The organism is Kitasatospora sp. NPDC048298, assembly GCF_043201465.1.
In the GTDB taxonomy this organism is placed as follows: Bacteria; Actinomycetota; Actinomycetes; order Streptomycetales; family Streptomycetaceae; genus Kitasatospora.
In genome coordinates, this window is sequence record NZ_JBICYZ010000011.1 from 1 (window position 1) to 26,740 (window position 26,740).

The following is a 26,740-nucleotide window of genomic DNA, read 5'->3' on the forward strand; positions in this document are numbered from 1 at the left end:
GTGGTGGTGGGGGGTGGTGGCCTTCCTGCGGGGGCGCCGCCCGCCCCCCCCCCCCCCCCCCCCCCCCCCCCCCCCCCGCCCCCGCCCCCCCCCCCCCCCCCCCGGGCCCTGCCCGTACGGTTCGCTACTGCCGGTCGGTCACTGTACCGGGATGACGGAGGTCAGCCACTGGAAGGCGGACGGGACCATCTTCTTCCACTGCTCGGTGGTGTGCGGGCCGGAGCCCTCCTCGACCTGGACGGTGGTCGGGGCCTTGGCCGCGGTGCGGATCGCCTCGCCGTCCTCGAAGCCGTCCCCCTTGGAGCCGCTGACCAGCAGGGCGACCTTCGGCGGCTGCGCGGCGGTCTTCAGGATGTTGACCGGGTTGTTGGCCTCGCGCAGCTTGGCGTCCTTGCCGACCAGGGAGTCCGGCTCCTGGGCCGGGTCGTTGTAGCCGGACATCGCGATGGCGGCCCGGTACCGGTTGGGGTGGGCCAGCGACAGCTTGGCCGCGCAGTGGGCGCCGGCCGAGTAGCCGGCGATCGCCCACCGGTCCGCGGACGGGTCGGCGCGGAAGTTGTCCAGCACCATCTGCGGGACGTCGCGGGTGATCCAGGCGTCGGCGTTGATCTTGCCGGGGATGTCGGTGCAGCCCGCGTCCTGGTTGTTCAGCAGCTTCGTGCGGGGCGAGACCAGGATGAACGGGGCGACCTTGCCCTGCTGCATCAGCGGCTTGAGCTGGTCGGAGACCTTGAGGGTGCCGTACCAGGTGGAGGAGGAGCCGGGGTAGCCGGGGATCAGCTCGACCACGGGGAACTTCTTGTCCTTGAACGCCGGGTCGTTGTACTGCGGCGGCAGCCAGACCAGCACCTCGCCGTCGACGCCGGAGACCTGGCCCTTGAGCTCGGTCCGCTGCACGTCCTTCGGTACCGCCGGGTCGTCGACGCCGCCGAAGCTCTGCTTGACCTTCGGCGGCTCCTTGGCGGCGTCGGCGGCGCTCTGGCCCGGTGCGGCCGCGGCCGGGTCGACCGGGGTCACCACGGGCACCGCGCGGACGTGGTTGCCGGTGCCGAGCAGGTCGTCCCAGTTGCCGTAGATCAGGTTGGCGTTGTTGACCATCACGAAGACCATCAGGACGGCCGTGACCTGGCAGAACATGATCATGACGATCCGAGTGAGGTACCGCACCGGCTCGGGGCCGCCGACCTTCCCCCAGAACAGCAGCGCCACCGCGATGGAGACCGGCACCAGGATGACGGTGAGGAGGAAGAATGGCGTACCTGTCAGTTCCATCGATTCTCGTATCCGGGTCGCACGCCGCCCGGGCCCCACTCGCCCGGACGCACGTCAATGGCATCAGACGGCGATGGACCGATGATCGGTTGCCGTCCGAATCTGTGCGGAACCTGAGAGGAACATCACGTTCTCGTGATGAACCCCCTTCGGATCGGCGCCTAAGTCTGCCACCCGAACGGACGCCGTCCGGACCAGGTGCTCAGCGAACTACCAGGAAAGGTCCCCCGGGGCACCATACCTCCCAGGCCGTTCGAGCTGCCGGGCGAGGCGGTGCGATCGCGCGCGGCCCGGGCAGGGAGACTATGGGGATGAGCATCACCCGCTTTCGCCCGTCCCGCCGCTTCTGGCCCGTGTGCGCCGTTCTGGCACTCGCGGTCACCGCGGCCGGTTGCAGCAGTACCGGAGGCAGACGCGCCGAGGAGGCCCGCGCCAAGGCCGCGGCCACCGGCGGCAGCGCCGTCACCACCCCGCGCTGGAAGGTCGCCATGGTGACCCACGCCGGAGCCGGCGACGCCTTCTGGGACACTGTGCGCAAGGGCGCCGAGCAGGCCGCCGCCAAGGACAACATCACCTTCCTGTACTCCAACGACGCGCAGACCCAGAACCAGGTCCAGCTCGTCCAGGCCGCCATCGACCAGAAGGTCGACGGCCTGCTGGTCACCCTCGCCAAGGGCGACGCCATGGCCGACGTCCTCGGCAAGGCCAAGGCCGCCGGCATCCCCGTGATCACGATCAACTCCGGTCAGGAGTTCTCGCAGAAGTTCGGCGCGCTGACCCACGTCGGCCAGGACGAGTCCACCGCCGGCCAGGCGGCCGGCGCCGAGCTGGCCTCGCGCGGCCGCAAGAACACCCTCTGCGTGATCCACGAGCAGGGCAACGTCGGCCAGGAGCAGCGCTGCTCCGGCGCCCAGTCCAAGGCCGGCGGAACGTTCCAGGTGCTCTACGTCAACGGCGTCGACATGCCCGACGCCCGCGCCGCGATCTCCGCCAAGCTCCAGGCCGACCCGTCCATCGACACCGTGCTCACCCTCTCCGGCCCGATGGCCGCCACCGGCCTCCAGGCCATCCAGGACGCCCACCGCGGCGTCGAGCTGGACACCTTCGACCTGGGCACCCAGGTGGTGTCCGGGCTGAAGTCCGGCAGCGTCGGCTTCGCCGTCGACCAGCAGCCCTACCTCCAGGGCTACACGGGCGTCGACCTGATCTGGCTGTACAAGTACAACCTGAACATGCTCGGCGGCGGCAAGCCCGTCGAGACCGGCCCGCAGATCCTGACCAAGGACAACGCCGACGCGCTCGCCGAGTACGTCGCGAGGGGGACCAGGTGAGCACCCCCGACCTCCTCGCCAGGGACGGCCTGCTCGACGACCGTCCGGCGGCCCTGCGGCGGCTCCTCGCCCGCCCCGAGCTCGGCTCGCTGATCGCCGCCGTCGCGGTCTTCGCGGTCTTCGCCGCCGTCGCCGAACCCTTCCTACGGGTCTCCTCGATGGGCACCGTGCTGTACGCCGCCTCCACCATCGGGATCATGGCCGTGCCGGTCTCGCTGCTGATGATCGGCGGCGAGTTCGACCTCTCGGCCGGCGTGCTGGTCACCACCGCCGCGCTGACCTCGTCGATGGTCTCGTACCAGTTCACCGCGGTGACCTGGGTCGGCGTGCTGGTCTCGCTGGCGACCACGCTGGCCATCGGCTGGTTCAACGGCTGGATGCTCGGCCGCACCAGGCTGCCCAGCTTCATCGTCACGCTCGGCACCTTCCTGATGCTGACCGGCGCCAACCTGGGCGTCACCAAGGCGATCTCCGGCACCGTCTCCACCAAGTCGATCGCCGACATGGAGGGCTTCGCCTCCTGCCGGTGGCTGTTCGCCTCCGAGGTCACCATCGGCGGACTGGCGATCAAGGCCACCGTCTGGTGGTGGCTCGGCCTGCTCCTGGTCGGCAGCTGGGTGCTGCTGCGCACCCGCTTCGGCAACTGGATCTTCGCGGTCGGCGGCGACGCGGACGCGGCCCGCGCGGTCGGCGTGCCGGTCGCCCGGACGAAGACCCTGCTCTACCTGGGCGTCGGCTTCGGCGCCTGGGTGCTCGGCCAGCACCTGCTGTTCTCCTTCGACACCGTGCAGTCCGGCGAGGGCGTCGGCAACGAGCTGATCTACATCGTCGCGGCCGTCATCGGCGGCTGCCTGATCACCGGCGGCTACGGCTCGGTGGTCGGCTCCGCGCTCGGTGCGCTGATCTTCGGCATGGCCAGCAAGGGGATCATCTACGCCCAGTGGAACCCGGACTGGTTCAAGTTCTTCCTCGGCGCGATGCTGCTGCTGGCCGCGCTGCTGAACGCCTACGTCAAGCGCCGGGCCGAGCGGGGGCCGCGATGAGCAAGGACGTTTCGGCGGCCTCCACGGTCTCCGCCGGGGACGAGCTGCTCTCCCTGGACGGCGTGGGCAAGAGCTACGGCACCGTCCGGGCGCTGCAGGACGTCTCGCTGACCCTGCGGGCCGGCGAGATCAGCTGCGTGCTCGGTGACAACGGGGCCGGCAAGTCCACCCTGATCAAGATCATCGCGGGGCTGCACCAGCACGACGAGGGCACCCTGACCGTCGGCGGCGAGGAGGTCCGCTTCGACTCCCCGCGCCAGGCCCTGGACCGCGGCATCGCCACGGTCTACCAGGACCTCGCGGTCGTCCCGCTGATGCCGGTCTGGCGCAACTTCTTCCTCGGCTCCGAGCAGGGCATGCGCCGCTGGGGCGGCCTGCGGCTGGACGCCGACGGGATGCGCGCCACCACCCGCGAGGCGCTCGCCAGGATGGGCATCGACCTGCACGACGTCGACCGGCCGATCGGCACCCTCTCCGGCGGACAGCGCCAGTGCGTGGCGATCGCCCGCGCGGTGCACTTCGGCGCCAGGGCGCTGATCCTGGACGAGCCCACCGCCGCGCTCGGCGTCAAGCAGTCCGGGGTGGTGCTCAAGTACGTCACCGCCGCCCGCGACGCCGGACTCGGGGTCGTGCTGATCACCCACAACCCGCACCACGCGTACCTGGTCGGCGACCACTTCACGCTGCTCAAGCGGGGGCGGATGGCGGGCAGCCACCCGCGAGCCGAGATCAGCCTCGAACAGCTCACCACCGAGATGGCCGGCGGCTCCGACCTTGCGGAGCTCTCGCACGAGCTGGCCAGGCCGTCCGTCTCCGGTCCGTCCGTCTCCAGTCCGTTCGCCACCGGCCCTTCCGACTCCGGAGATTCCGGCTCCGATCCGTCCGACCCCCGTGAGGAGCGTCCGCAGCTGTGACCAGCTCCCAAGGCAGCACCCGGCCGCCCGTCCTGCCCACCCTGCTCGGCCTCGGCCCGCGCGCCGAGCGCCGCCGCCGCGCCCTGCCCGCCGGGATACTGCGCCTGCCCACCATCGGCGTCGACATCGGCGGCACCAAGGTGGTCGCCGGGGTGGTGGACGGCGAGGGCAAGGTGCTGGAGAAGCTGCGCACGGACACGCCGCACAAGAGCAAGAGCCCCAAGGTCGTCGAGGACGTCATCGTCGACCTGGTGCTCCAGCTCGCCGACCGGCACGACGTCCACGCCGTCGGCATCGGCGCGGCCGGCTGGGTCGACGCCGACCGCTCCAAGGTGCTGTTCGCCCCGCACCTCAACTGGCGCAACGAGCCGCTCCAGGAGGCGCTCAGCGAGCGGCTGCGGTTCCCGGTGATCGTGGAGAACGACGCCAACGCGGCCGCCTGGGCCGAGTGGCGCTTCGGCGCCGGCCGCGGCGAGGACCACATGGTGATGCTGACCCTGGGCACCGGCATCGGCGGCGCGGTGGTCCGGGACGGCTACGTGGACCGCGGCAAGTACGGCCTGGCGGGCGAGTTCGGGCACATGCAGGTGCTGCCCGGCGGCCACCGCTGCCCGTGCGGCAACCGGGGCTGCTGGGAGCAGTACTCCTCCGGCAACGCGCTGGTGCGCGACGCGCGCGAACTGGTCGCCGAGGAGTCGCCGGTGGTGCAGCCGCTGCTGGCCCGGGCCGGCGGCACGGTCGAGGGCATCACCGGGCCGCTGGTCACCGAGGCCGCCCAGGACGGCGACGCGACCGCGACCGAGCTGCTCTACGAGGTCGGCACCTGGCTCGGCGTCGGCATCGCCAACCTGGCCGCCGCGCTGGACCCGGGCCGCTTCGTGATCGGCGGCGGGGTCTCCGAGGCGGGCGACCTGCTGCTCGGCCCCGCCCGGGACACCTTCCGCCGCACCCTCACCGGACGGGGCTTCCGCCCGGAGGCCGCCATCGTGCACGCCGCCCTCGGCAACGAGGCCGGCCTGGTCGGCGCGGCCGACCTGGCCCGGCAGGTGGCGCGGCGCTTCCGCACGATCAAGCGGCGGCGGGTGGAGCGCAGCGCGCTGTAGCGGGGAGCCGCTGACGGCGGACGGCGGACAGCTGACGCCGGACGGCTGACGACGAACGGCCGACAGCTGACAGCTGACAACAAACAGCCGACAGATTTCAGATGACAGATTTCGTTTTCTGTCATCTGAAACCTGTCGGCTGTTGCCGTTCCGCTTCCACCGGATCCGCCCCGCCGACCCGTCAACTACCCATTGATATCGGCGCGGTGTGGTTGTCGGATCATGCCTCCTGTGGAACAACTGATGAGTTGACGTCGACTCAGGAGGACTCGCATGAGAGCTCTGGCCCGTCTCGCGCCGTCTCTGTTACTCACCACCGCACTGGTCTGGTCCGGCGTCGGACCGGCCGGCGCCGCGGCCCCGCCGTCGAAGGTGCCGGAGGCGGTGGGCTGGGGCGGGGCGGTGGCCACCGTCGACGCCGACGCCACCGCCGCCGGCATCGAGGTGCTGCGCAACGGCGGCAACGCGGTGGACGCGGCCGTCGCCGCCGCCGCGGCCCTCGGGGTCACCGAGCCGTACTCCTCCGGCATCGGCGGCGGCGGGTACTTCGTCTACTACGACCACGCCACCGGCCGGGTGCACACCATCGACGGCCGCGAGACCGCCGGCCGCACCGCCGACAGCGGCCTCTTCCTGGAGGACGGCAAACCCCTGGCCTTCGCCGACGCCGTCACCAGCGGCCTGTCCGTCGGCGTCCCCGGCACCCCCGCCACCTGGGACGCCGCGCTGCGCCACTGGGGCACCCGCTCGCTCGCCCGGAACCTCGAACCGGCCGAGCGGATCGCCGACAACGGCTTCGTCGTGGACGACACCTTCCGCAACCAGACCGCCGACAACTACGCCCGGTTCAAGGACTTCCCGGCGACCGCCAAGCTCTACCTGCCGAACGGCAAGCCCCCCGAGACCGGCAGCGTGCAGCGCAACCCCGACCTCGCCGCCACCTACCGGCTGCTCGCCAAGGACGGCGTCAAGGCCTTCTACCAGGGCGAGTTGGCCCGGGACATCGCCGACACCGTGCAGCACCCGCCGGTCGACCCGGCCTCCGGCCGGGGCGTCCGCCCCGGCAAGGTCGACACCACCGACCTCGCCGACTACCGGGTCCGCGACCAGGCGCCCACCCACGTCTCCCACGGCGCCTACGACGTCTACGCGATGGCCCCGTCCAGCTCCGGCGGCACCACCGTCGGCGAGGCGCTCAACATCCTGGAGGACGGCGGCGACGTCTCCGCCTACAGCAGCACCCAGTACTACCACCACTTCCTGGAGGCCTCCCGGATCTCCTTCGCCGACCGCAACCGGTGGGTCGGCGACCCGGCCTTCACCGACGTCCCCACCAGGCAGCTGCTCTCCGAGCGCCACGCCGCCGCCCGGGCCTGCCTGATCAGCCCGGACCACGCGCTCACCAGCCCGCTCGCCCCCGGCGACCCGAGCCACCCCGCGCCCTGCGCCGACACCGGCCAGGCCGTCCCCGAGCCGTACGAGGGCCCCAACACCACCCACCTGACGGTCGCCGACCGCTGGGGCAACATCGTCTCCTACACGCTCACCATCGAGCAGACCGGCGGCAGCGGCATCACCGTCCCCGGCCGGGGCTTCCTGCTCAACAACGAGCTGACCGACTTCGACTTCACCCCGCTCGCCCCGGGCGTCCCCGACCCCAACCTGCCGGGCCCGGGCAAGCGGCCGCGCTCCTCGATGTCCCCGACGATCGTGCTGCGCGACGGCGAGCCGCTGCTCGCCACCGGCAGCCCGGGAGGCGCGACCATCATCACCACCACCCTCCAGGTGCTGCTCGGGCGGCTCGACCGGGGCCTGAGCCTGGAGCAGGCCATCGCCGCGCCGCGCGCCAGCCAGCGCAACAGCGCCGCGACCCAGGCCGAGCCAGGCTTCCTGGCCCTGCCCGAACGGGCCGCGCTGGAGGGCCTCGGGCACAGCTTCGTCAACGGCGGTGAGATCGGTGCCGCCACCGGCGTGGAACGGCTGCCGGACGGCCGCTGGGTGGCCGCCGCGGAACCGGTGCGGCGCGGCGGCGGCTCGGCCGCGGTGGTCCGGCCCGCACGCTGATCGGACCGGCCTGTCGGTGCCGGGCGGTATGTTCGGGGTGGGCCTCCCGGGAGGGGAGGCCCACCCCGTCCGTCATGCCCGTCCGCACATCCGTCGCACACCCGTCCGCACCGAACCACCGGGAAGGCCGCCCGCCGTGACCGTCCGCATCGCCACCTGGAACATCAACTCCGTCACCGCGCGGCTGCCCAAGCTCCTGGAGTGGCTGGAGAGCGCCAAGCCCGACGTGCTCTGCCTCCAGGAACTCAAGTGCGCGGCCGACGCCTTCCCGTACGAGGCGGTCCGCGAGCTCGGCTACGAGACGGCCGCGCACGGCACCGGCCGCTGGAACGGCGTCGCGATCGTCTCCCGGCTCGGCCTGGAGGACGTCGTGCGCGGCCTGCCCGACCAGCCCGGCTACCTCGCCGACGGCGCCCTGCTGCCCGAGGTCGAGCCGCGCGCCGTCGCCGCCACCTGCGGCCCGGTCCGGGTCTGGTCGGTGTACGTGCCCAACGGCCGCGAGGTCGGCCACGCGCACTACCGGTACAAGCTGGAGTGGCTGGAGGCGCTGCGCAAGGCCGCCGCCGAGGACGCCGCCGGCTCCCGCCCGTTCGCCGTCCTCGGGGACTTCAACATCGCCCCGACCGACGAGGACGTCTTCGACACCGCCGCCTTCGAGGGCCTCACCCACGTCACCCCGGTCGAGCGCGCCGCGCTCACGGCCCTCGGCGAGATCGGCCTCCAGGACGTGCTGCCCCGCCCGCTCAAGTACGACCGCCCCTACACCTACTGGGACTACCGCCAGCTGGCCTTCCCCAAGAACCGGGGCATGCGGATCGACCTCACCTACGCCAACAAGCCCTTCGCGGACGCCGTCACCGACAGCTACGTGGACCGCGAGGCCCGCAAGGGCAAGGGCACCTCGGACCACGCGCCCGTCGTGGTGGACCTCGACCTCTGATCCGGTCGGCGGGCGGCACGGCAGTGGGCACGGCGGCGCCGTGACCGGCATCACAGCGGGGCATGGGCCGTAACCCGAACGGGTGTGAGCGCTGGCCGGGCGTGAGGCGGGTACCTACCGTCGGTGAATGACCGGGTGCGGTTGATTGACCACGTGGACATGGGAGTCCCCGGCCGCGCCCGAGAATCCCGGAGGTTCCGGCATGCGCCCCATGTGTACGGCCGCCGCCGCCCTGATCGGCGCGACGGTGCTGACCGGCCTGACGGCCCCCCTCGCATCCGCCAGGGACGGCTCCGCCTCGGTCAGCCCGTCCCAGGCCGCACCGGGCCAGACCGTGACGGTCACGGTCTCCTGCGAGAAGTCGGACAAGCCCGACGCCAAGACCATCACCGCCCGCTCCGCCGCCTTCGAAGGCGGCCCGGCGACCCTCACCCTGGGCCCCGACGGCAAGCACAGCGGCTCCGCCCGGCTGGCCGACCAGCACGCCGGGGACAGCAGGGTCGACGGCACCTGCCCGGACGGCGGGGCCTTCGCCACCACCGTGACCTCCACCAGCCCCGACAGGAGCCTCGGCGAGTGGGGCGAGGCCGCGGGGGAGTGGGCCGGCTCGCTCGGGCAGTCCGGCGCCGACAGCCGGCAGGTCGCCCCGCACGGCTCCGTGCAGACCGGCCTCGGCGGCTCGGTCGCGGCGAACCCGGCGGAACTGGCCGGCGGCCTCGCGCTGGTCGCGGGCGGCGTCGGCGGCTTCTGGCTGCTGCGGAGGCGCGGTGCCTGAGGCCTCGCCCCGCGCCCGAGGGCGCGTCCCCGTGTCGTGCCGCCGGAACCCTTGAGGATCGGCGGCGCGGCGGCATGTCGGACGGTCGGACGGTCCGGTGATCCGGCGACCCGGCTGTCCGGTGATCCGACGACCCGGCAGTCAGGAGATCCGGCGGTCAGGCGGTCAGGCGGTCTGCGGCCCGGCGCCCTCGCCGGCCTCGCGGTGGAGCCGCTCCTGGTGCCGGAGGGTGCCGTCCGCCAGCAGGTACTGGGCCAGCACATAGGTCGCCATGATCCAGAACTGATGGCCCGGCAGCTCCCGCCACTTCGCCAGCTGGGTGGCGATCAGCGTGTCGGAGAGCAGGAACAGCGCCCCGCCCAGCCCGGTCCGCCAGCCCAGCCCGGCCGAGGTGACGGCCGTCGAGGCCAGCAGCAGGCTGTAGCCGGCCACCGGCACGCGCAGGTCCCCGAGGTCCGGCCAGAGCTGCCCGACCAGGGTCACCCAGGCCGTCGCGTACGCGGCCGCGACCACCAGGGCCCGGCGGCGGTCACTGAGCGCGCCGCGCTGGACGAACATCGTCACGTAGCAGACGTGCGCCGCCGCGAACGAGCCCATGCCCGCGAGGAACGCGGGGTCGTTCTTCAGCTGGAGCAGCACGTCCCCGCCCGCGCTCAGCAGCAGCGCCGGCGCCAGCAGCTTCGGCGCCTCCCGTCCGGCCTTCGCGGCCGCCGTCACGCTGTGCGCGGCCAGCAGTGGCATCAGGGCCGGCTTGGTGGCGTTCTGGAGCACCGAGACACCGGAGGCGATCGCGCCCAGGTGTGCCGCCGAGGTGGCCGCGAAGCCGCCCAGCAGGCCGGTGGCCGAGCGCAGGCGTGCTCCGAGGCCGACGCGGTTGGTGGTACGGACAGTCATGCGTGCGCCTCTCGGTGATCTGCTGCTTCGGACCGACCCTAGAGGAGCCGGAGCGGCGGCGGAAGAGCCGGTTACCGGTGCGTAACCCCCGTCGGGCGCGGCGGATGACGGGGCGGCCGGTTAGCGGAGCGCGGGCGCCCGCTTCGAGGGCTCTTGCGGAGAGTTCCTCAGGAGAGCGGTTGCTGCCGTCGGGTGACCCGGGCACCGTCTAGTCTGGACCCCGACATGGATCAGCAGGAGTACGCGGTCGGCGCCACCCGGGTGGCCGCCGGCAGGCCGGACGGACGCACGGGCGGGGCAGGACGGGGAACCGCCGACGCCGTCCTCGCCGTACGCGAAGCCGGGCCCGCCGCCGACGTCACGCTCTCGCCCGACCCCGGACTGCTGCGCCTGGCCCACTGGTTCGCCGCCGCCACCCCCGGCACCGCCGACGACCTCTGCGCCGCCTCCTTCGGCCTCTACCCGGCGCGCCACCTCGGCGGCGCCGCCGAACCCGCCGCCGAGCCCGGCGTCAGCTGGTGGCACGGCCCCACCGCGCACGGCGCCACACCCGTCCGGCCTCGCGAGGACCGCACCGACGGCGGCCTGCGCCGCGCCCGGCGCGACGACGCCGCACTGCCCGTCGTCCGGTCAGGTGCCAAGCCGGGCAGGCCGGGTCGGCACCGCAGGCCCGAGGGCGCGCCGGTGGCGCGGCTCACAGTGACGGCGCAGGATCGTTCCGGCGAGGAGCTCCCCGCGGCCGAACGCCGGATCGCCGCCCGGCTGTTGCTCGCCCATCCGCTGGTCACCGCCTCCGGCCCGCACGCCGACGGCTTCCCACTGATCCGCCGTCACCGCGACTGGCTCGCCGAGCGCTTCGACACCCTGCTCGGCTACCGCCTCGTGGTCGGCCCCTGGCACGCCCGGCTCTGCAAGGCCGGCCTCGGCGCCGACGCCGCCCGCCGCCTCGAACACCCCGTCACCGGCGCGCCGTTCACCCCGGCCGGTTACGCCCAACTCGCCCTCGCGCTGGCCCTGTTGGTCGACGCCCCGGAGGAGCTGGGACACCGGCGGCTGCTCGACGCGATGGGCGCCGCCGCACCCGAACTCGCCGCCGAACCGGCCGACCTCGACATGGCGCTGGCCGCGCTGGCCGGCTGGCAGGTGCTCGGCGAGCTGCCCGCCGACCCGGCCGACGACTCCTTCGTGCTGACCGTGGACCGCGAACTCGCCCGGGCCGTCCCGGCCGGCCCGCCCGCCCTCGCCGACGACGCCGACGACCTGATCCGCCGCGCCGCCGAGGCCGAACCCGCCACCGCCGTCCGCCGCCTGCTCGCCGAGACGCCCGCCGTCCTGGCCGCCGACCTCCCCGAGGACCACCGCGCCTGGCTGACCGAGCACCGGCTCAGCGGCCCGGCGGCGCTCGCCGAGTTCCTCGGCCTCGAGGCCGAACTCCGGGCCGAGGGCGTCGCCCTGCTCGACCCGGCCGCCGAACTCACCGACCTCGCCCTCCCCGGCGCCGGCACCCTCGCCCAGGCCGCCCTGCTGCTGGTCGAGCGCCTGGTGGAGGAGGTCCGCCCGCTGCCCGGCGAGACGGTGGCCGGCGACGTCGCGATCCCGGACGCGCTGATAGACGGAGTCCTCGGCGACATCGCGGACGAGTACGGCCTCCCCGCCCGCTACCTCGCCGACCGCACCGCTCTGCGACGTGACGCCCTCGACCTGCTCCACCGCCTCGCCCTGATCGCCCCCACCCCCCACCCCACCCGGCCCCCGGCCTGGCGCCTGCGCCCCCCGGCGGCCCGCTTCGCCCCGGCACCCGACCTCCACCCCACTCCCGGCACCGGCCGCCACTCCCGCCCCGGCCCGTTCGTCCCGCTCCCGCCCGGCCCCCGCACCGAACAGCGGGCGTAGCGGGGCCTGCGCCCCCCGGCGGCCCGCTTCGCCCCGGCGCCCGATCTTCACCCCGTCCCGGTTGCCGGCCGCCCGTCACGCCTCGGCGCCCGACCTCCACCCCGTCCCCGGTATCGGCCGCCATCCCGTCCCGGCCCGCTCGTCGCGCCCGTCAGTGACCGGCCGGGGGTGCCCGCTCGGTGGTGGCGGAAAGCAAGAAGCACCGCGTCCGGTGTGGGACCGCGGTGCCGGGTGGGGCGGGTTGCTACTTGCTGGCGGAGGCGCTGGTGACGGGGCCGTGTTCGACGGTTTCCACGGTGGCGCCGACGCCCAGGGTGCCGAGGGCGATCGAGGCGAGGACGGCGGTGACGGCGAGCAGCCGGCGGTGCCGTTGGGGCAGGGGGAAGCGCGGTTCCTGGAAGGGCGCCTGAGGGCTGGCGTTCATGACAGGGAGGTTTCCAGGGCGGTGTGAACGGTCGGTACGCGCGGGTGAAGTCCGGACGGGGGTTGGGCGTCGGTTGGCCGCATATGCCCCACCCGTCGCCGGGCGGGGCATATGTGCTGGTCAGCGGCGTGTGTTCGGCTCGCCGACGACCTCGCGGACGGCGTCCCGCAGGCCGTGCGGCGGGTGGAGGCGGGAGGGGCCGGCGGCCGGGTCCTCGCGGAGCTCCTTCACCAGCGAGACGCACAGCAGCAGCATCACCACCACGAACGGCAGCGCGACCAGGATCGTCGCGTTCTGGAGCGCGGTGAGCCCGCCGGCCAGCAGCAGGGCCGCCGCGACCCCGCCCATCAGCACGCCCCAGACCACCACCAGCCAGGTGCGCGGGTGCAGCGAGCCCCGGCTGGAGAGCGAGCCGAGCACCAGCGAGGCGGAGTCGGCGCTGGTGATGAAGAAGGTCATCACCAGCAGCACCGCGATCACGCTGGTCACCGAGCCGAGCGGCAGCGAGCGCAGCATCTCGAACAGCGAGGCCTCCGGGCCCTGCGGGATGGTCGCGACGAGGTCGGCCGCACCGGTGGTGACCAGCCGGATCGCCGTGCCGCCCATCACGCAGAACCAGATGACCGTCGCCCCGCTGGGCACCAGCAGCACGCCGAGCAGGAACTGTCGGACGGTGCGGCCGCGCGAGATCCGCGCGATGAAGGTGCCGACGAAGGGCGCCCAGGACAGCCACCAGGCCCAGTAGAAGATCGTCCAGGAGCCGAGCCAGGCCTCGTCGGTGAAGGCGCCGGTCTGGGTGGACATCACGAGCAGGTCGGAGAGGTAACCGCCGACCGAGGAGGGGATCGCGTCGAGGGCGAACACCGTCGGGCCGAACACGAAGACGAAGAGCATGATCAGCGAGGCCAGGACGACGTTCGCGGTGGAGAGCCACTTCACGCCCTTGTGCACCCCGGAGAACGCGGAGACCACGAACGCGGCGGTCAGCGAGCCGATGATGACCAACTGGGCGTTCTGGGTGTTGCGGACGGAGGAGATGTAGCCGAGCCCGTCGGCGACCTGGAGCGCGCCGAGGCCGAGGCTGGTCGCGGAGCCGAAGACGGTCGCGAACACGGCCAGCAGGTCGATCGTCCGCCCCGGCCAGCCGTCCGCGCCGCGCTGCCCGATCAGCGGGACGAAGGCGGCGGAGATCCGGTTGCCCCGGCCCTTGCGGAAGGCGGTGTAGGCGAGGGCCAGGCCGCCGACCGCGTAGATCGCCCACGGGTGCAGGGTCCAGTGGAAGAGTGAGAACTCCAGGGCCTGCTGGGCGGCGGCCGCGCTCTGCGGTGCCAGACCGGAGCCGGGCTGCGGGGTGGCGAAGAGCTGGAGCGGCTCGCCGACGCCGTAGAACATCAGGCCGATGCCCATGCCGGCGCTGAACATCATGGCGATCCAGGCGAGGTTGGAGAACTCCGGCCGGTCGTCGTCGCGGCCGAGCCTGATCCGGCCGAACCGGCTGAACGCGAGCAGCACGCTGAGCACCAGGAAGACGTCGGCGGCCACCACGAACAGCCAGCCGAAGTTGTGCAGCACCCAGCCGAGCGCCGTGTCGGAGGTGCGGCCGAGCGAGTCCTCGGCGAAGACGCCCCAGGCGACCACCGCCAGAACCAGGACCGCGCCGATGCCGAACACCGCCCGGTCGGCCGGAAGGGTCGCGGCGGGTTCGTCGGGCTCCTTCGCGGGCTGGTCGGGCGGGGGTGGCTGGCTGCTCATCGGATGGACCTCTCGACATACTCGGCGGGCTCGGCACGCTCGGAATCAAGCTGTATGTCGCACTATGTCCAGTTCGCTCCGCCGGTGGCGGGACGGCGCGCCGGGGACGCGCCGGGTCGGGATTCACGTCCCGTCAGGCCGCCCGCCCCTCGCCGTAGCCGTGCCCGGACTCGTGCCCGGAGTCGTGTGCGGTGGTGATGTAGTGGGAGAGCGCGCGGCGGTTGCGGGTGAGGTCCTCGATCCGGGAGTCCAGGTCGGCGAGTTCGTCGCGCAGGATGGCGAGCAGCTGCGGGCAGGCCTCCAGGACGGGGACGGGGCCGGTGGCGCAGGGCAGCAGCTCGGCGATGACCCGGGTGCTCAGACCGGCCGCGAGCAGGCTGCGGATCTGCCACACCCGGACGGTGTCCTCCTCGCCGTACTCGCGGTGGCCGGCCGTCGTCCGGCCCGGCCGGAGCAGGCCCTGCTCCTCGTAGTAGCGGAGCAGGCGGGTGGACACCCCGGTCAGGCGGGCGAGTTCTCCGATGCGCATGACCGGGCGAACGCCGCCGCCCGTCGGGGTGTTCCCGGGCGGCCTCGACTCGCTGTGAACTCCGCTGCCACGCCCGGCGGTTCGGGAGCGGAATCGGCCATCTACGGGTGTTCGCAGGTGAGTTCGGACGCAGGCCGGGGTTTCCCCGAGGGCCGGAACGGTAGGAGTCCAGACGGTGAGAAGGTCGGGCCGGGGAACGGGGGCCCGTCCAGGACGGCCTTCACGCCCCGGACGTGGTCGCGCGCACAGCCGAACCTCCAACGCTGACACGGAAGGAACACCGTTCATGGACAACGAGGTCCGCATTCCGAACGAAGCAACCCCGACACAGGACACCCCGGCACAGGACACCCCGGCACAGGACACCCCGGCACGGGACGCCAGGGCACAGGACACCCGGGCACAGGAGACCCGGACACCCGACGCCCCGGCGCGTGCGGCCGGGGACGGTGTGCCGCCCGCCGACGGCGTGGAGCGCCGGACGCTGCTGCGGATGGCCACCGCCGCCGGGGTGCTCGCCGCGCCGGTCCCGGCCGTCCCGGCGCTCACCCCGGGCCGGGCGGCGGCCGCCGAGGAGGGGGCCACGCCCGCCCCCGGCCCCGCGCCTGCTCCCGCCGCCGCGTCCTCGTCCGTGCCCGGGATCGTCAAACCGCTGCCCGCCGAGTGGTTCGTGCCGCGCGGCACCAACGCCGAGACGCGCTGGGACGCCTTCCGCGACGCCGACGGCGACGCCGTCGTCGGCCGCCACGTCCCGGTGGAACGGTTCTTCGTCCGCAACCACACCAGCACCCCGCTGATCGACCCCGACACCTGGCGCCTGCGGCTCTTCGGCAGCGGCCTGCGCGGCGGCCCGACGGCCGAGCACCCGGTCGAGTTCGGCCTCGAGGAGCTGCGGGAGCTGCCCTCCACCCGGATCAGCGCGCTGATCGAGTGCGCCGGCAACGGCCGCAGCTACTACGCCGGCCAGCAGGGCCAGCCCGTCCCGGGCACGCCGTGGACGCTGGGCGGCGTCGGCTCGGCGAGTTGGCGGGGCGTCCGGCTGGCCGAGGTGTTGCGGGCCGCCGGGCTGACCGGTGCGGCGGTGGACGTGCTGCCCGTCGGCCTGGACCCGGACTACGTCGTCGGCGGCACCAACTACGGCCCGGTGCGCCGCCCGCTGCCGATCGCCAAGGCGCTGGACGACGTGCTGCTCGCGTACGAGATGAACGGCGAGCCGCTGACCCCGGACCACGGCGCGCCGGCCCGGCTGGTGGTGCCCGGCTGGGTGGGCATCGCCTCGATCAAGTGGGTGGGCAGCCTGGAGGTCGCCGACCGTCCGCTGTACTCGCCGTGGAACACCGACTTCTACCGGATGTTCGGCCCGGACTACCCGCCCGGCGGTGGCGAGCCGCTCACCACCCAGGTGGTCAAGAGCGCGTTCGAGCTGGCGGCGGGCGCGCGGCTGGCGGCGGGCCGCCGGCACCGGCTGCACGGGCGCTCGTGGTCCGGAGCGGCGGCGGTGCGCCGGGTCGAGGTGAGCGCCGACGGCGGCCGGACGTGGCGGCGCGCCGACCTGCGCGACGAGCCGCGGGCGGACGGCTGGACGCGCTGGGGCATCGACTGGCGCCCCGAGCGGCCCGGCCGGTACGAGCTGCGCGCCCGCGCGACGGACCGCCGGGGCAACACCCAGCCCGAGCGGGCGGTGTTCAACCGGGAGGGCTACCTGTTCGGAGCGGTGGTGGCCCACCCCGTGACGGTGGTCTGAGCGCTGTCGGTGTCCTGAGCCGTGTGCCCTGGGCCGCGCCGGTGCCCTGAGCCGAGCCGATCGTCCGGGGCCGACGGGCGCTCAGCCGGTGGACTGGACCTCGTACGGGGCCGGGTAGCGCGTCTCGTACGGGTTCAGCACCAGCCGCACCACGTCCTCCAGGCGGCGCCGGGCGTCCCCGAGGGTGGTGCGGCCGGTCACCCAGGCGGTCAGCTCGCCCTGCCAGGCGTGGGCGACGATGTGCCGCACCAGGTCGCTCGCGGCGGCCGGCACCTCGGCCGTCACGGCTTGCAGGGCGGTGCTGTCGGCCCGGGCCATGCCCTGCAGCGCCTCGCTGGCGAACGGGTCGGTGGAGGCGGCCACGGCCACCCGTAGCCGGGCGAGTTCGGGCTGTCGCTGGTAGGCCCGCATCCCGCCCCGGACGAACCGCACCGCCCGGTCGGTGGCCCCCAGTCCGGCTCTCGGCCCGCGCAGCTCCGCCACCAGGTCGGCCAGCAGCAGGCGATGCCACTCGGCGATCGCCGCTGCCAGGAGGTGGTCCTTGGAGGAGAAGTAGCGGTACGCCGTCCCCAGGGCGACTCCGGACCGCTCGCAGACCTGCTTCATCTGCATCCGCTCGACGCCGATCTCGTTCACCAGGGCGAGCGCGGCCGCGATCAGGTTTTCGCGGCGTTCGAGCTGACGCGGAGACATCGCCTCCACCGGCCGTGGTGACAGGTCAACCTTGGTCACCCGCACCATGATACGGGCCGGGGCCGCTCAGGAGTATGACGCCGTCCGGCCCCCTTCCGTTCGTGCGGTGGTCACCGGGCCGCGAGGGCGTCACGAGGGGTCGCGGATCAGCGCCTCCTGGACGGCGGAGGCGACCAGCCGGCCGTCCAGGTCGTAGAACTCGCCGAGCGCCAGGCCCCGGCCGTCCGAGGAGGACGGGCTGCGCTGGGCGAACAGCAGCCACTCGTCGGCCCGGAACGGGCGGTGGAACCACATGGCGTGGTCCAGCGAGGCCATCACCAGCCGGGGCGGTTCGGTGCGCTGGAAGAAGTTCGGCTGCACGTTCAGCCCGGCGGTGGAGGCCAGGGTGAGGTCGGACAGGTAGGTGAGGGCGCCGGCGTGCAGCAGCGGGTCGCCGTCCGGCAGCGGGGAGGCGGTGCGCATCCAGACGAAGTGCTGGAGCAGACCGGGAACGGCCGGCGGCAGTCCCGGGGCGTCCGCCGGGACGAACCGCACGTCGAGGTCGCGGAAGCCGCCGCCCGCGGCGAGCGCCCGGCGCACCTCCTCGGGCAGCCGGGCGACGGCGTTCGGCAGCGACTCGGGGTGGGGCAGCGGAGGGACCTCGCGCTGGCGGTCGGGGGCCGGCTCGGGGTGCTTGAAGGACGCCGAGAGGGTGAAGATCTCGTTGCGCCCCTGGAGCGCCGTCACCCGGCGGGTGGTGTACGACACGCCGTCGCGGACCCGCTCGACCAGGTAGTCGATCGGGTGCTCCGGGGAGCCCGGCAGCAGGAAGTAGCCGTGCAGCGAGTGCACCGGGCGCTGCTTGCGGGAGGTGCGCCCGGCGGCGACGAGCGCCTGCGCGGCCACATGGCCGCCGAAGGCCCGCATCGGGGCGCCGGCATGGCAGTGGCCCCGGAACGTGTTCTCGTCCAGCTGCTCGATCTCCAGCAGCTCGGCGAACGGGGCGGCCGGCCGGGCGTGCCGTTCGGCCCGGACATGGGGTTCGGTCAGGTCGGTCACGAGGCCATAGTGGCAGAAGCCAACCGTGCCGCGGTGTGACCTGGGTAACGTCGTCGCGATGGCCGTCGGATGACATAGAACACGTTCCAGTTCGATTCTCGGGTCGAGGGCCCGGGAGGCCGGTCCGAGGCCGGGGCCGAGGCGGGGTCAGTGTCGTCCTGAGGCGGGGTCGGTGCCGCCCCGACGGATTGTCAGTGCCCTCACCTAGCGTGCTCGGCATGACGCAATCCGCACACGCGTACGCCTATCTGCGCCCGTCGGCCGTCCTGGACGGCGCCGACGGCCGGTGCCTCGACCTGGCCACCTCCGGCGGCGCCACCCCGCTCGGCGCCGCCGCCAACCCGCGCTTCTTCGCGGGCTTCCTGGCCGATCCGGCGCCGGCCGCCGCGGCCCTGCTCGCGGTCGCGGACGTCGCCGCCGCGCGCTACTACCAGCCGCAGCTGCGCGCCTCGCTCGACCCGGTGGTCACCGCCAACGGGGACCGGCTGCGCTTCGAGTCCTTCTCGGGCTGCTGCGGCGTCTACGCCCGGCTCGACGTGCTCCAGGCCGGGCTCGACGGGGACGAGATCGGCCACGGCACCACCAACGTGGACGTCAACAACCCGCTGCGCGAGGCGCTGACCAGGATCGGCCCCGCGGACCCGCTGCACCTCGCGGTCGGGCCGGACGCGCTGGAGGTCACCACCTTCGACGGCCCGCTGGTCGAGAAGAAGGTCCCGCTGCCGGAGCGCTGGCTGCGCGGCTTCGCCGAGACCCAGGTGGTGGCCGCCGGCTTCGAGCTGCGCGCCGAGCTGCCCGCCGCCGAGGCGGTCCGCTTCCTGCGCTCGCTGCCGCGGGCCGGGCGCGGCGGGCGGGCCGGCGTCGGCTGGGTCGTCCCGGCCGGGACGTCACTGCGGCCGACCACCCGTCCGGTCCCCGGCGCGGTCTGCCTGCCCGGGCCCGAGCGGCTGGTCGCGCTCCAGCGGGTGCTGCGGCACGCGCTCGCCCTGCGGGTGTACGGGCCGGTGGCGGCCGGGCAGCCCACCGCCTCCGCCTGGGAGGCGGTGCTGCCCGGCATGCGGCTGACCCTGACGCTGTCGCCGGACGTGTCCCGGGGCTTCTCCGGCGAGGGCGGCGTGCTCGACTCGCTCGCCACCGCGGCGGCCGAGCGGGACGCCGAGCTGATCGCGGTGCTGCTCGCCTGGGAGCCCCGGATCGAGGTCGGGGACCTCGCCGCCCAGTCCGGGCTGAGCCCCGAGCGGGTCCGCGCCGCGCTCACCCGGCTGGGCACCGCCGGGCAGATCGGTTACGACGCCGCCGAGGCCGCGTACTTCCACCGGCAGCTCCCGTACGACGCCGGGCGGGCCGAGACGGCCAACCCCCGGCTGCGGGCCGCCCGGGCACTGGTCGCGGCGGGCGCGGTGCGGTTCGAGGAGGGCGGGGCGACGGCCGTCGTCACCGTGGACGACCACATCCAGCGGGTGCGCACGGACGCGTCGGGGCGGTCGAGCTGCACCTGCCTGTGGTGGGGCAAGTACCGGGGCGGGCGCGGGCCGTGCAAGCACGCGCTGGCGGTCGGGATGGTGCGGGACGCGGCCGCCGGGGCCGTGTCGTCCGCCGGGGCCGTGGAGACGGCCGGGACCGTGGAGGCCACCGGGGCTGCGGGGACGAAGGGGGCCGGAGCGTGAGCACGACCTCGGGCACCGAGCGCCAGGGGCCGGTCGACGAGCTGCTCGCCGCCGTCCGGTCCGGTCGGCTGGCGCGGATACCGGAGCTGCTGGCCGCCCTGGACGCGGCCCAGCGGCGGGCCTGCCTGCCCGCCCTCAAGGAGCTGCGCAAGGAACTGCGCCAGGACTGGTCACGGGAGTCGGCCGAGGTCAAGGGCAGGCTGCTGGTGGCCGGGGCCGGCTGCCACGCCGGCCCGGCCGGCGCCGCCACCTGGCTGGCCGGCAGCGACTTCGGCGTCCGGGACTGGGCCCGGAACTCCGTGCTGCACCAGGTCATCGAGGCGCAGCCGGTGGAGTGGCAGGTCGAGGTGGTCACCCGGCTCGCCGCCCGGCCGGTGCGGAGCTGGGGCTGGTCGATGTACCCGGTGATCGAGGCGGTGGTCCGGCGCACCGGCTGCGAGGTGCCGCGCGGCGAGTCCTTCGTCCGGAGTTGGATGGACCACAGCGACGAAACGGGCGGCCCGCGCCCGACGCTGGCCGACGTGCTGCGCGAGGACGCCTTCACCCCGGTGCTGCTGCCCGAGCTGTTCGAACTCGCCGATGTCGGCTACACGTTGACCTTCCGGCTCAGCCCGCGCCCCGGCGACATCTGGACGGAGGCGATCGGCGAACTGGCTGCGGCCGGAGTGGTGGACCGCACCCAGCTGCTCGACCGCTGCCTCGCCCGGCTGCTGCGCGGCGGCAAGGCCACCGACCAGCGGGCCTTCCTGGAGGTGCTGCGGGCGCTCGCCCCGACGGCCGAGGAGTACGCGGCCAGGGTGCGCGACGTGGTGGCGCTGCTGGACGGCCTGTCGGTGATCGCCGGGCACGCCCAGGACGTCCTCGCCGGGCTGGACGAGGCCGGCCTGATCGAGCCCGAGGTGCTCGCCGAGGCCTCGGCGGTGGTGCTGTTCCGGAACGAGAAGAAGCTGGTCCGCGCCCAGCTGGCCTGGCTGGAGAAGGCCGCCCGGCGCGCGCCCGCGCGTTCGGGACCGGTGGTGCTGGCCGCGGCCGAGGCCTTCGGACATCCGGACACGGCCCTCCAGGAGCGGGCGCTGAACGTGGTGGCCCGTCACCTGAAGGCGGCGGGGGATGCGGTGCTGGCGGACCTGCGCTCCGCCGCCGAGACGCTCAACCCGGCCCACCACCGGCGCGCGGGCGAGCTGTTCGGCGCGCCGGTCGGCGGCGACGGGGGCGACCCGGACACCGGATGGAACGAACTCCTGCCGCCTGCCCCCGAGCCGCGCCCGCTCGGCGCGCCGATCGGCTCGGCGGCCGAACTCGCGGAGGAACTGTCCGCCCTGCTCGCGGCGCGCGAGCCCGGCATGGCGGCCTTCGAACGGGTGCTGGACGGGCTGGTCCGGCTGACCCACCGGGACCGGGCGGCGCTGGTCGAGGCGCTGGAGCCGGTCCGCCGGGTGCATCCGTGGCGCGGCACCGGCAGCTGGGGGGACTGCACGCCCCGGGAGATCCTCTTCGTGGTGGCCGCGGTGGCCGGGGAGCTCCCGCCGCGCCGGTTCTGGGACTCCCTCCGCGGAAGGGACGGCTCGGCGCTGCGCGGCCCGGGCACCACCGTGCCCGGGGCCGTTCTCGCCGCCCGGCTGGAGGAGGCGGCCTGGCAGGTGACGGCCACCCGGCCGCCGTACCTGCTCGCCACCCCGACCGATGCCACCGGCGCGCTGGACCCGGCCGTGCTGGTCGAGCGGATCGCCGGGTACGAGGCGGCGGGTGTCACACCGGGGAAGGCAGACCTGTCCCAGGCCCTGCTGCGGGTCGGGCCGGTGGCGGTCGGGCCGGTGACAGACGGGTCGGTGGCAGAGGGGGCGGCGCTGAAGGCCGCCGAGGCGCTCACCTCCCCGGCCGGGCGCCGGCTGGCGCACTGGCTGCGCACCGGCGGACTGCACGGTCAGCCGTCCAAGCGGGTGCTGTTCGCGCCCGGCAAGGGGCTGCGGCGCACCAACGTGTACGGGAACCGCTGGTGGGAGGAGATCGAGCGGATCGCCGTCGCCCAGCCGGGCATCGGCGCCGGGCCGGTGGGGCCGGGCGGCGAACGCCTCCCCAGCGAGTTCCTGGCCCTGCTGGACGGCACCGAGCCCAGCGTGGCCCGCGCCCGCAAGGTGTACGACTGGAGCCGGCGGCCCGTCGCGCACTGGTTCGCGATGCTCCCCTGGCACCGGGAGGAGCTGGCCGCGCGCTGGCTCGACCCCTTCGCCGAGGGCGCCGACCGGGACGAGCGCGGGGCCGCCGGCCACCTCCCGCTGCTCGCCGAGGCCGGCGGCCCGGCCGGGCTCGCGCTGCACCTGGCGCTGGCGTACGGCCTGGGCGCCCGGCACGTCGAGGACCGGACGGCGGCGGTGGACGCCCTGCTGGTGCTCGCCGCGCGCGGTGACCTGGACAGCGCGCTGCTCGGCCGCGAACTCGGGGCCCTGGTGGCCTGCGGCACGGTGACGGCCGGCCGGCTGGGAGCGGCGCTCACCCTGGCGGCGGAGAGCGGCGCCCGGGCGACGGTCTGGTCGGTGCTCGGGGCGGCCCTGCCGGCTCTGCTGGGGGAGGCCGATCCGTCGACGCGCGGGCTGGGCGACCTGATCGCGCTGGCCACCGACTGCGCCCGGCGTACCGGCGCCCGCGGGCCGGTCGCCGAGGTGACGGCGGTGGCCGGGCGCGGCGGCGCGGGCCGGGTGGTCAAGGAGGCCCGGGCGCTACGGGACGTCCTCGCGGGCTGAAGGGCTGAAGGGCTGAAGCGCTGAGGGGCCGGGCCGTTGACGGGCCGCGGTGCGGGATCGGGGTGGCGCGGGCCCGGGGTGGTGCGGGGTCCGGTGCGGGGCGGGCCTAGGGTGGGCGGGACCTTCCGCCTGCCCTGCCCACCGGAGCGCCCGTGCTGCACCTTCGCCTGATCGTCCCGCCCGACCTCCGGAACCGCGTGCTGGACTGCCTGGACGAGGTCGTCGGGGTGACACACGTCGTCCTGCTCCCGGACGCGGCCGTCCGGCCCGCCGGCGACGTGGTGCTCTGCGACGTGGCCCGCGAGGCGGCGGACGAGGTCCTGGGCGCGCTGCGCGCCACGGGGCTGGCCGAGCGCGGCGCGATCGACGTCTCGGCGGTCGAGCTGACCCTCTCGGCGGCGGCCGAGGAGGCCGAGCGGCTGGCCCCCGGGGAGGGGGCGGACGCGCTGGTGTGGGAGTCGGTCTCCGAGATCACCCACGAGGAGTCCACCCTCACGTGGGTGTTCCTGGCCTTCCTCACCACCGCCACCATGCTCGCGGCCTGTGGCGCGGTGCTGGACAGCGCGATCCTGATCGTCGGCGCGATGGCCGTCGGACCGGAGTTCGGGCCGCTGGCCGGGCTCTGCGTGGCGGTCGTCCAGCGACGGCTGCGCCCGGCACTGCGATCGTTGAACGCGCTGGTGACGGGTTTCGTGGTGGCGATGGGGCTGACCGTCTGCTTCGGGATGCTGATGGAAGGCCTCGGGCTGTTCAGCGAGGCGAAGTTCGACGCCGTGCGGCCGAACACCTCGTTCATCTGGCAGCCGGACGCGACGTCCTTCGTGGTCGCCTTCCTGGCGGGCGTCGCGGGGCTGCTCTCGCTCACCTCCTCGAAGGCCGGGGCCCTGGTCGGCGTGGCGATCTCGGTCACCACCGTGCCCGCCGCGGCCAATGCGGCCGTCGCCCTCGGCTACGGCGACGTCAAGCAGTTCTGGGGCTCCAGCGCGCAGCTGCTGCTGAACCTGCTGGGGATCGTGCTGGCCGGGGTGCTGACCCTGTTGGTTCAGCAGGCGGCTTGGGCGGTGATCCGGCGTCGGCGGGTGACGGCGAAGGGGTGACGACTTTCAGCTGACGACTTTCAGCGAACAGATTTTGAAATCTGTTCGCTGAAAGTCGTCGCCTGTTCGCGCGCCCCGCCCCCGCCCGCCGCCACCCCTTCGCCCGGCCGCCGCTCGTCGACCAGCGGCGGGACGTCGCGCGGGGCGGCGGCGACGGCGCGCCACCACAGGCGCAGGGCGGGCGGGCGCGCGGGTTCGAAGGGCTTGCCGGGGCGGGGCACCGCGAGCCGGGCACCGAGCGCCTGGGCCGCGGTGACCACCCGCTCCGCGGGTTCCTCCCAGGGGTGCAGCGCGAGGTTGAAGGTGCACCAGTGGATCGGCAGCAGCAGCTCGCCGCCCAGGTCCAGGTGCGCCCGCACGCCCTCCTCGGGGGTCATGTGCACCTCGGGCCAGAAGTCGCTGTACGCGCCGACCTGCATCATCGTCGCGTCGAACGGGCCGAGCCGGCGGCCGATCTCGGCGAAGCCGGGGAAGTAGCCGGTGTCCCCGCTGTGGAAGATCCGCCGTCCGCCGCCGGCCACCACCCAGGACGCCCACAGGAACAGCGAACTGGTGCGCGGCCCGCGGCTGCAGTAGTGCCGGGCCGGTGTGGCGGTCAGGGTCAGCCCGGCGACCTCGGCCGACTCCCACCAGTCCAGTTCGACGATCCGCGCGGCCGGTACGCCCCAGTGCTCCAGGTGCGCCCCGACCCCGAGCGGCACGGCGAACACCGCGTCCGTCCCGATCAGAGCCCGGACGGTGTCCATGTCGAGGTGGTCGTAGTGGTCGTGGGAGATCACGACCACGTCCACCGGCCCGAGTTCGGACAGCGGCAGCGGCACCGGGTGCAGCCGTTTGGGCCCGGTCCAGGAGAAGGGGGAGCAGCGCTCGCCCCAGACCGGGTCGAGCAGCACCCGCCGCCCGCCGATCTCGGCCAGCACGGAGGCGTGCCCCAGCCAGGTCAGCCGCAGCCCGGACTCCGGCGGCGCTGCCAGGTCGACCGGGAGCAGCCGGTGCAGCGGAATGGCGGCGGTCGGCCTCCGGCGGGCCTTGTCCCCGGTCAGCTGGGCGTGGGTGATCTCCAGCGGGCTGCGCTCGTACACCAGGCGGCGGGTGGGCACCGGGTTGCGGAAGGCGCCGTCGGCGAACTGCGGGGAGCGGCGGATGCGGGCCAGCCGCTCGCCCCTGGGTTCGGCGCCGAAGGGGTCGGTCCGGACCCGGTGCCAGGCGGCCCGGGGCAGTCCGGCCAGGCCGGGGACGGCGCGCTCGGCGGCGGGGCCGGTGGCCGGCGGGACGAACTGCGAGGACAGACCGGCGAGGCGGGAGAACCACGGGGCTGGGCGGGGCACGGCTCCTCCAGGGACGGTCACGGCTACCGGGCGGGCCGGGGCGTGCAGCGCAGCGCCAAATGGGGCTGCTGCGATACGACAACCATCTCGTCGGAGGTTACTCGTCGTGGGCCGTCCGGACCTGGTGGAGAGCCCGGCGCGGTCCAATCGGGGGACCCGGGAGGAATGGGCCGCACGCCGCCGCCCGGGCCCGCCCGCTCCGCTCCGCCCGGCCCCGCACGCCTGCCGGTCCGGGCACGCACGCCGTCGGCCCGGGCCCGCGTGGGCGCGCTCCCGTCAGGCGTAGAAGCGGGTGATCGTCTCCGCGACGCAGTGCGGCTTGGTGCTCCCCTCGCTGACCACGGTGAACCGCACCACCGCCTGGACGCCGCCCGGCACCTCGGTGGCCGAGAGCAGCTCGGCGGTGGCCCGGATCGCGGTGCCCACCGGCACCGGGGCCGGGAAGCGCACCTTGTCGGAACCGTAGTTCAGCGCCATCCGCACGCCCTCGACGGCGTAGCACTCCTTCGCCAGCACCGGGATCATCGACTGGGTCAGGTAGCCGTGCGCGATGGTCGAGCCGAACTGGCTGTCCTTGGCCCGCTCCGGGTCCACGTGGATCCACTGGTGGTCGCCGGTCGCCTCGGCGAACAGGTCGATCCGCCGCTGCTCGATGGTGTGCCACTGGCTGGTGCCCAGCTCGGTGCCGACGGCGGCGGTCAGCTCGGCGAGGGAGGCGAAGGTCGTCACGGTGAGCTCCTGGTGGGGACGGGCCCGGGGAGGGATCAGGACGCCGGAAGCGTATGCCTACCCACCGGTATCTGTCAGGAGCCGAACGGAAAACCGGTGTTCACGGGCCCGGCGTCCGCGCTCCCCAGGCCCACCTGCCCGGCACCCGTCCGCCCGGCACCCACCTGCCCGGCGTCCATCCGCCCGGCACCCACCTGCCCGGTGTCCGTCCGCCCAGTGTCCATCCGCCCGGCGTCCGAAGGCCGCCGCGTCTGGCGGGCCGGGGCGCCCGGCCCGGTCGGGAACAGTCGGCGGCCGCTCACCAGCTCCGGCACCAGCGCGACGAACAGTGGCTCCGGATCGCCCACCCAGGGCCGCAGTCCGGAGCGCAGCACCCGCCGGATCTGCTCGGGGTCGGTCATCACGTCGGCCCGTCCGTGCACCAGGACGCTCCACCCGGTGCGGGTGACCGGGTCCAGCAGATCCGCCTGGAAGGCCACCACCGTGCCGTCAAGCCCGCGCGCGGTGGCACTTCCACGGCGCACGGCGAGCACCAGCCGCCCGTCCAGGACCTCGAAGGAGACCGGAAGGACGGCCGGCAGCGCGTGCTCGGTGTACACCACGCGCCCGACGGGCACGGTGCTGAGCAGCCGCAGGCACTCGGCCTCGCTCAGGGTCTCCACACGGTCCTCACGCTCCATGCGTCCGATCGTCCTCGGTCGGCGCGCGTACCGATAGGGCCCATGGTCCCTGAGCGGACGGGCCGGGAGCCCCGTCGGAGGCCCTCGGG

Annotated in this window: 22 protein-coding genes; 12 read left to right on the plus strand and 10 right to left on the minus strand. The window is 74.3% G+C overall.

The genetic code is table 11. The features are described from left to right. Positions 1 to 138 precede the first annotated feature (138 nt). Positions 139 to 1,272, minus strand: a complete 1,134-nt coding sequence (locus ACGF0D_RS11590) for an alpha/beta hydrolase (protein WP_392875358.1) — start codon at positions 1,270 to 1,272, stop codon at positions 139 to 141. Between the two features lie 311 nt (positions 1,273 to 1,583). On the opposite strand from ACGF0D_RS11590, the gene ACGF0D_RS11595 reads away from it, so the two are divergent. The 7 genes from ACGF0D_RS11595 to ACGF0D_RS11625 all read left to right on the plus strand — a co-directional run bounded on the left by ACGF0D_RS11595 (position 1,584) and on the right by ACGF0D_RS11625 (position 9,442). After that, on the plus strand, positions 1,584 to 2,603 hold the full coding sequence (locus ACGF0D_RS11595) for a substrate-binding domain-containing protein (protein WP_392875360.1): 1,020 nt from the start codon (positions 1,584 to 1,586) through the stop codon (positions 2,601 to 2,603). Beyond that, positions 2,600 to 3,646: an ABC transporter permease gene (locus tag ACGF0D_RS11600; RefSeq protein WP_392915002.1), complete on the plus strand. Its 1,047-nt coding sequence runs from the start codon at positions 2,600 to 2,602 to the stop codon at positions 3,644 to 3,646. Before ACGF0D_RS11595 ends, ACGF0D_RS11600 begins: the two co-directional genes overlap by 4 nt. Beyond that, the gene (locus ACGF0D_RS11605) at positions 3,643 to 4,560 is read left to right on the plus strand and encodes an ATP-binding cassette domain-containing protein (RefSeq protein WP_392915005.1); all 918 of its coding nucleotides are present in this window, start codon (positions 3,643 to 3,645) and stop codon (positions 4,558 to 4,560) included. The genes ACGF0D_RS11600 and ACGF0D_RS11605 overlap by 4 nt, the downstream gene beginning before the upstream one ends. Continuing rightward, positions 4,557 to 5,663, plus strand: a complete 1,107-nt coding sequence (locus tag ACGF0D_RS11610; protein ID WP_392875369.1) for an ROK family glucokinase — start codon at positions 4,557 to 4,559, stop codon at positions 5,661 to 5,663. The genes ACGF0D_RS11605 and ACGF0D_RS11610 overlap by 4 nt, the downstream gene beginning before the upstream one ends. A 273-nt stretch (positions 5,664 to 5,936) precedes the next feature. Further along, positions 5,937 to 7,727: a gamma-glutamyltransferase gene (gene ggt, locus ACGF0D_RS11615; protein ID WP_392875372.1), complete on the plus strand. Its 1,791-nt coding sequence runs from the start codon at positions 5,937 to 5,939 to the stop codon at positions 7,725 to 7,727. Between the two features lie 136 nt (positions 7,728 to 7,863). After that, positions 7,864 to 8,667: an exodeoxyribonuclease III gene (locus ACGF0D_RS11620; RefSeq protein WP_392875375.1), complete on the plus strand. Its 804-nt coding sequence runs from the start codon at positions 7,864 to 7,866 to the stop codon at positions 8,665 to 8,667. A gap of 202 nt (positions 8,668 to 8,869) precedes the next feature. Continuing rightward, positions 8,870 to 9,442, plus strand: a complete 573-nt coding sequence (locus ACGF0D_RS11625) for a hypothetical protein (RefSeq protein WP_392915007.1) — start codon at positions 8,870 to 8,872, stop codon at positions 9,440 to 9,442. A 165-nt stretch (positions 9,443 to 9,607) separates the two neighbouring features. Here the strand turns inward: ACGF0D_RS11625 and ACGF0D_RS11630 are convergent, their stop codons facing one another. After that, on the minus strand, positions 9,608 to 10,336 hold the full coding sequence (locus ACGF0D_RS11630) for a lysoplasmalogenase (RefSeq protein WP_392915010.1): 729 nt from the start codon (positions 10,334 to 10,336) through the stop codon (positions 9,608 to 9,610). Positions 10,337 to 10,561: 225 nt separating this feature from the next. Between ACGF0D_RS11630 and ACGF0D_RS11635 the strand changes: the two genes are divergently transcribed. Then, positions 10,562 to 12,229: a DUF2398 family protein gene (locus tag ACGF0D_RS11635; RefSeq protein WP_392915011.1), complete on the plus strand. Its 1,668-nt coding sequence runs from the start codon at positions 10,562 to 10,564 to the stop codon at positions 12,227 to 12,229. 244 nt (positions 12,230 to 12,473) lie between these two features. Here ACGF0D_RS11635 and ACGF0D_RS11640 read toward each other — a convergent pair whose 3' ends face one another. The 3 genes from ACGF0D_RS11640 to ACGF0D_RS11650 all read right to left on the minus strand — a co-directional run bounded on the left by ACGF0D_RS11640 (position 12,474) and on the right by ACGF0D_RS11650 (position 14,934). Continuing rightward, on the minus strand, positions 12,474 to 12,653 hold the full coding sequence (locus ACGF0D_RS11640) for a hypothetical protein (protein ID WP_392875385.1): 180 nt from the start codon (positions 12,651 to 12,653) through the stop codon (positions 12,474 to 12,476). A 120-nt stretch (positions 12,654 to 12,773) separates the two neighbouring features. After that, on the minus strand, positions 12,774 to 14,405 hold the full coding sequence (locus ACGF0D_RS11645; RefSeq protein ID WP_392915013.1) for a BCCT family transporter: 1,632 nt from the start codon (positions 14,403 to 14,405) through the stop codon (positions 12,774 to 12,776). Between the two features lie 133 nt (positions 14,406 to 14,538). Beyond that, complete coding sequence (locus tag ACGF0D_RS11650) at positions 14,539 to 14,934, minus strand: MerR family transcriptional regulator (RefSeq protein ID WP_392915014.1); 396 nt, start codon at positions 14,932 to 14,934, stop codon at positions 14,539 to 14,541. Between the two features lie 493 nt (positions 14,935 to 15,427). Between ACGF0D_RS11650 and ACGF0D_RS11655 the strand changes: the two genes are divergently transcribed. After that, positions 15,428 to 16,678: a sulfite oxidase gene (locus tag ACGF0D_RS11655; protein WP_392915218.1), complete on the plus strand. Its 1,251-nt coding sequence runs from the start codon at positions 15,428 to 15,430 to the stop codon at positions 16,676 to 16,678. Positions 16,679 to 16,759: 81 nt separating this feature from the next. Here the strand turns inward: ACGF0D_RS11655 and ACGF0D_RS11660 are convergent, their stop codons facing one another. Continuing rightward, on the minus strand, positions 16,760 to 17,410 hold the full coding sequence (locus ACGF0D_RS11660) for a TetR/AcrR family transcriptional regulator (protein WP_392875393.1): 651 nt from the start codon (positions 17,408 to 17,410) through the stop codon (positions 16,760 to 16,762). Between the two features lie 90 nt (positions 17,411 to 17,500). Continuing rightward, entirely contained in the window at positions 17,501 to 18,409 is a 909-nt protein-coding gene (locus ACGF0D_RS11665) for an acyl-CoA thioesterase (protein WP_392875396.1), read from the minus strand. Positions 18,410 to 18,627: 218 nt separating this feature from the next. Between ACGF0D_RS11665 and ACGF0D_RS11670 the strand changes: the two genes are divergently transcribed. From ACGF0D_RS11670 to ACGF0D_RS11680, 3 genes are all read left to right on the plus strand, one after another. Then, a complete protein-coding gene (locus tag ACGF0D_RS11670) occupies positions 18,628 to 20,076 on the plus strand; it encodes an SWIM zinc finger family protein (RefSeq protein ID WP_392915016.1) in 1,449 nt (482 codons plus the stop codon). Beyond that, on the plus strand, positions 20,073 to 22,817 hold the full coding sequence (locus tag ACGF0D_RS11675) for a DUF6493 family protein (RefSeq protein WP_392915018.1): 2,745 nt from the start codon (positions 20,073 to 20,075) through the stop codon (positions 22,815 to 22,817). The genes ACGF0D_RS11670 and ACGF0D_RS11675 overlap by 4 nt, the downstream gene beginning before the upstream one ends. 152 nt (positions 22,818 to 22,969) lie before the next feature. Beyond that, positions 22,970 to 23,914, plus strand: a complete 945-nt coding sequence (locus ACGF0D_RS11680; protein WP_392875405.1) for a DUF389 domain-containing protein — start codon at positions 22,970 to 22,972, stop codon at positions 23,912 to 23,914. Positions 23,915 to 23,934: 20 nt separating this feature from the next. Here the strand turns inward: ACGF0D_RS11680 and ACGF0D_RS11685 are convergent, their stop codons facing one another. The 3 genes from ACGF0D_RS11685 to ACGF0D_RS11695 form a co-directional block, all read right to left on the minus strand. Beyond that, on the minus strand, positions 23,935 to 25,143 hold the full coding sequence (locus ACGF0D_RS11685; protein WP_392915219.1) for an MBL fold metallo-hydrolase: 1,209 nt from the start codon (positions 25,141 to 25,143) through the stop codon (positions 23,935 to 23,937). Between the two features lie 375 nt (positions 25,144 to 25,518). Beyond that, complete coding sequence (locus tag ACGF0D_RS11690) at positions 25,519 to 25,971, minus strand: MaoC family dehydratase (RefSeq protein WP_392875408.1); 453 nt, start codon at positions 25,969 to 25,971, stop codon at positions 25,519 to 25,521. Positions 25,972 to 26,045: 74 nt separating this feature from the next. Then, positions 26,046 to 26,651: a pyridoxamine 5'-phosphate oxidase family protein gene (locus tag ACGF0D_RS11695; protein WP_392915020.1), complete on the minus strand. Its 606-nt coding sequence runs from the start codon at positions 26,649 to 26,651 to the stop codon at positions 26,046 to 26,048. Positions 26,652 to 26,740: the final 89 nt, after the last annotated feature.

Bases quoted from the DNA above. Each gene is read 5' to 3' on its own strand.
- ACGF0D_RS11640 (WP_392875385.1), bottom strand. From the start codon at position 12,653: ATGAACGCCAGCCCTCAGGCGCCCTTCCAGGAACCGCGCTTCCCCCTG.
- ACGF0D_RS11655 (WP_392915218.1), top strand. From the start codon at position 15,428: ATGGCCACCGCCGCCGGGGTGCTCGCCGCGCCGGTCCCGGCCGTCCCG.
- ACGF0D_RS11650 (WP_392915014.1), bottom strand. From the start codon at position 14,934: ATGCGCATCGGAGAACTCGCCCGCCTGACCGGGGTGTCCACCCGCCTG.
- ACGF0D_RS11695 (WP_392915020.1), bottom strand. From the start codon at position 26,651: ATGGAGCGTGAGGACCGTGTGGAGACCCTGAGCGAGGCCGAGTGCCTG.
- ACGF0D_RS11635 (WP_392915011.1), top strand. From the start codon at position 10,562: ATGGATCAGCAGGAGTACGCGGTCGGCGCCACCCGGGTGGCCGCCGGC.
- ACGF0D_RS11645 (WP_392915013.1), bottom strand. From the start codon at position 14,405: ATGAGCAGCCAGCCACCCCCGCCCGACCAGCCCGCGAAGGAGCCCGAC.
- ACGF0D_RS11595 (WP_392875360.1), top strand. From the start codon at position 1,584: ATGAGCATCACCCGCTTTCGCCCGTCCCGCCGCTTCTGGCCCGTGTGC.
- ggt (WP_392875372.1), top strand. From the start codon at position 5,937: ATGAGAGCTCTGGCCCGTCTCGCGCCGTCTCTGTTACTCACCACCGCA.
- ACGF0D_RS11590 (WP_392875358.1), bottom strand. From the start codon at position 1,272: ATGGAACTGACAGGTACGCCATTCTTCCTCCTCACCGTCATCCTGGTG.
- ACGF0D_RS11670 (WP_392915016.1), top strand. From the start codon at position 18,628: ATGACGCAATCCGCACACGCGTACGCCTATCTGCGCCCGTCGGCCGTC.
- ACGF0D_RS11630 (WP_392915010.1), bottom strand. From the start codon at position 10,336: ATGACTGTCCGTACCACCAACCGCGTCGGCCTCGGAGCACGCCTGCGC.
- ACGF0D_RS11605 (WP_392915005.1), top strand. From the start codon at position 3,643: ATGAGCAAGGACGTTTCGGCGGCCTCCACGGTCTCCGCCGGGGACGAG.
- ACGF0D_RS11625 (WP_392915007.1), top strand. From the start codon at position 8,870: ATGCGCCCCATGTGTACGGCCGCCGCCGCCCTGATCGGCGCGACGGTG.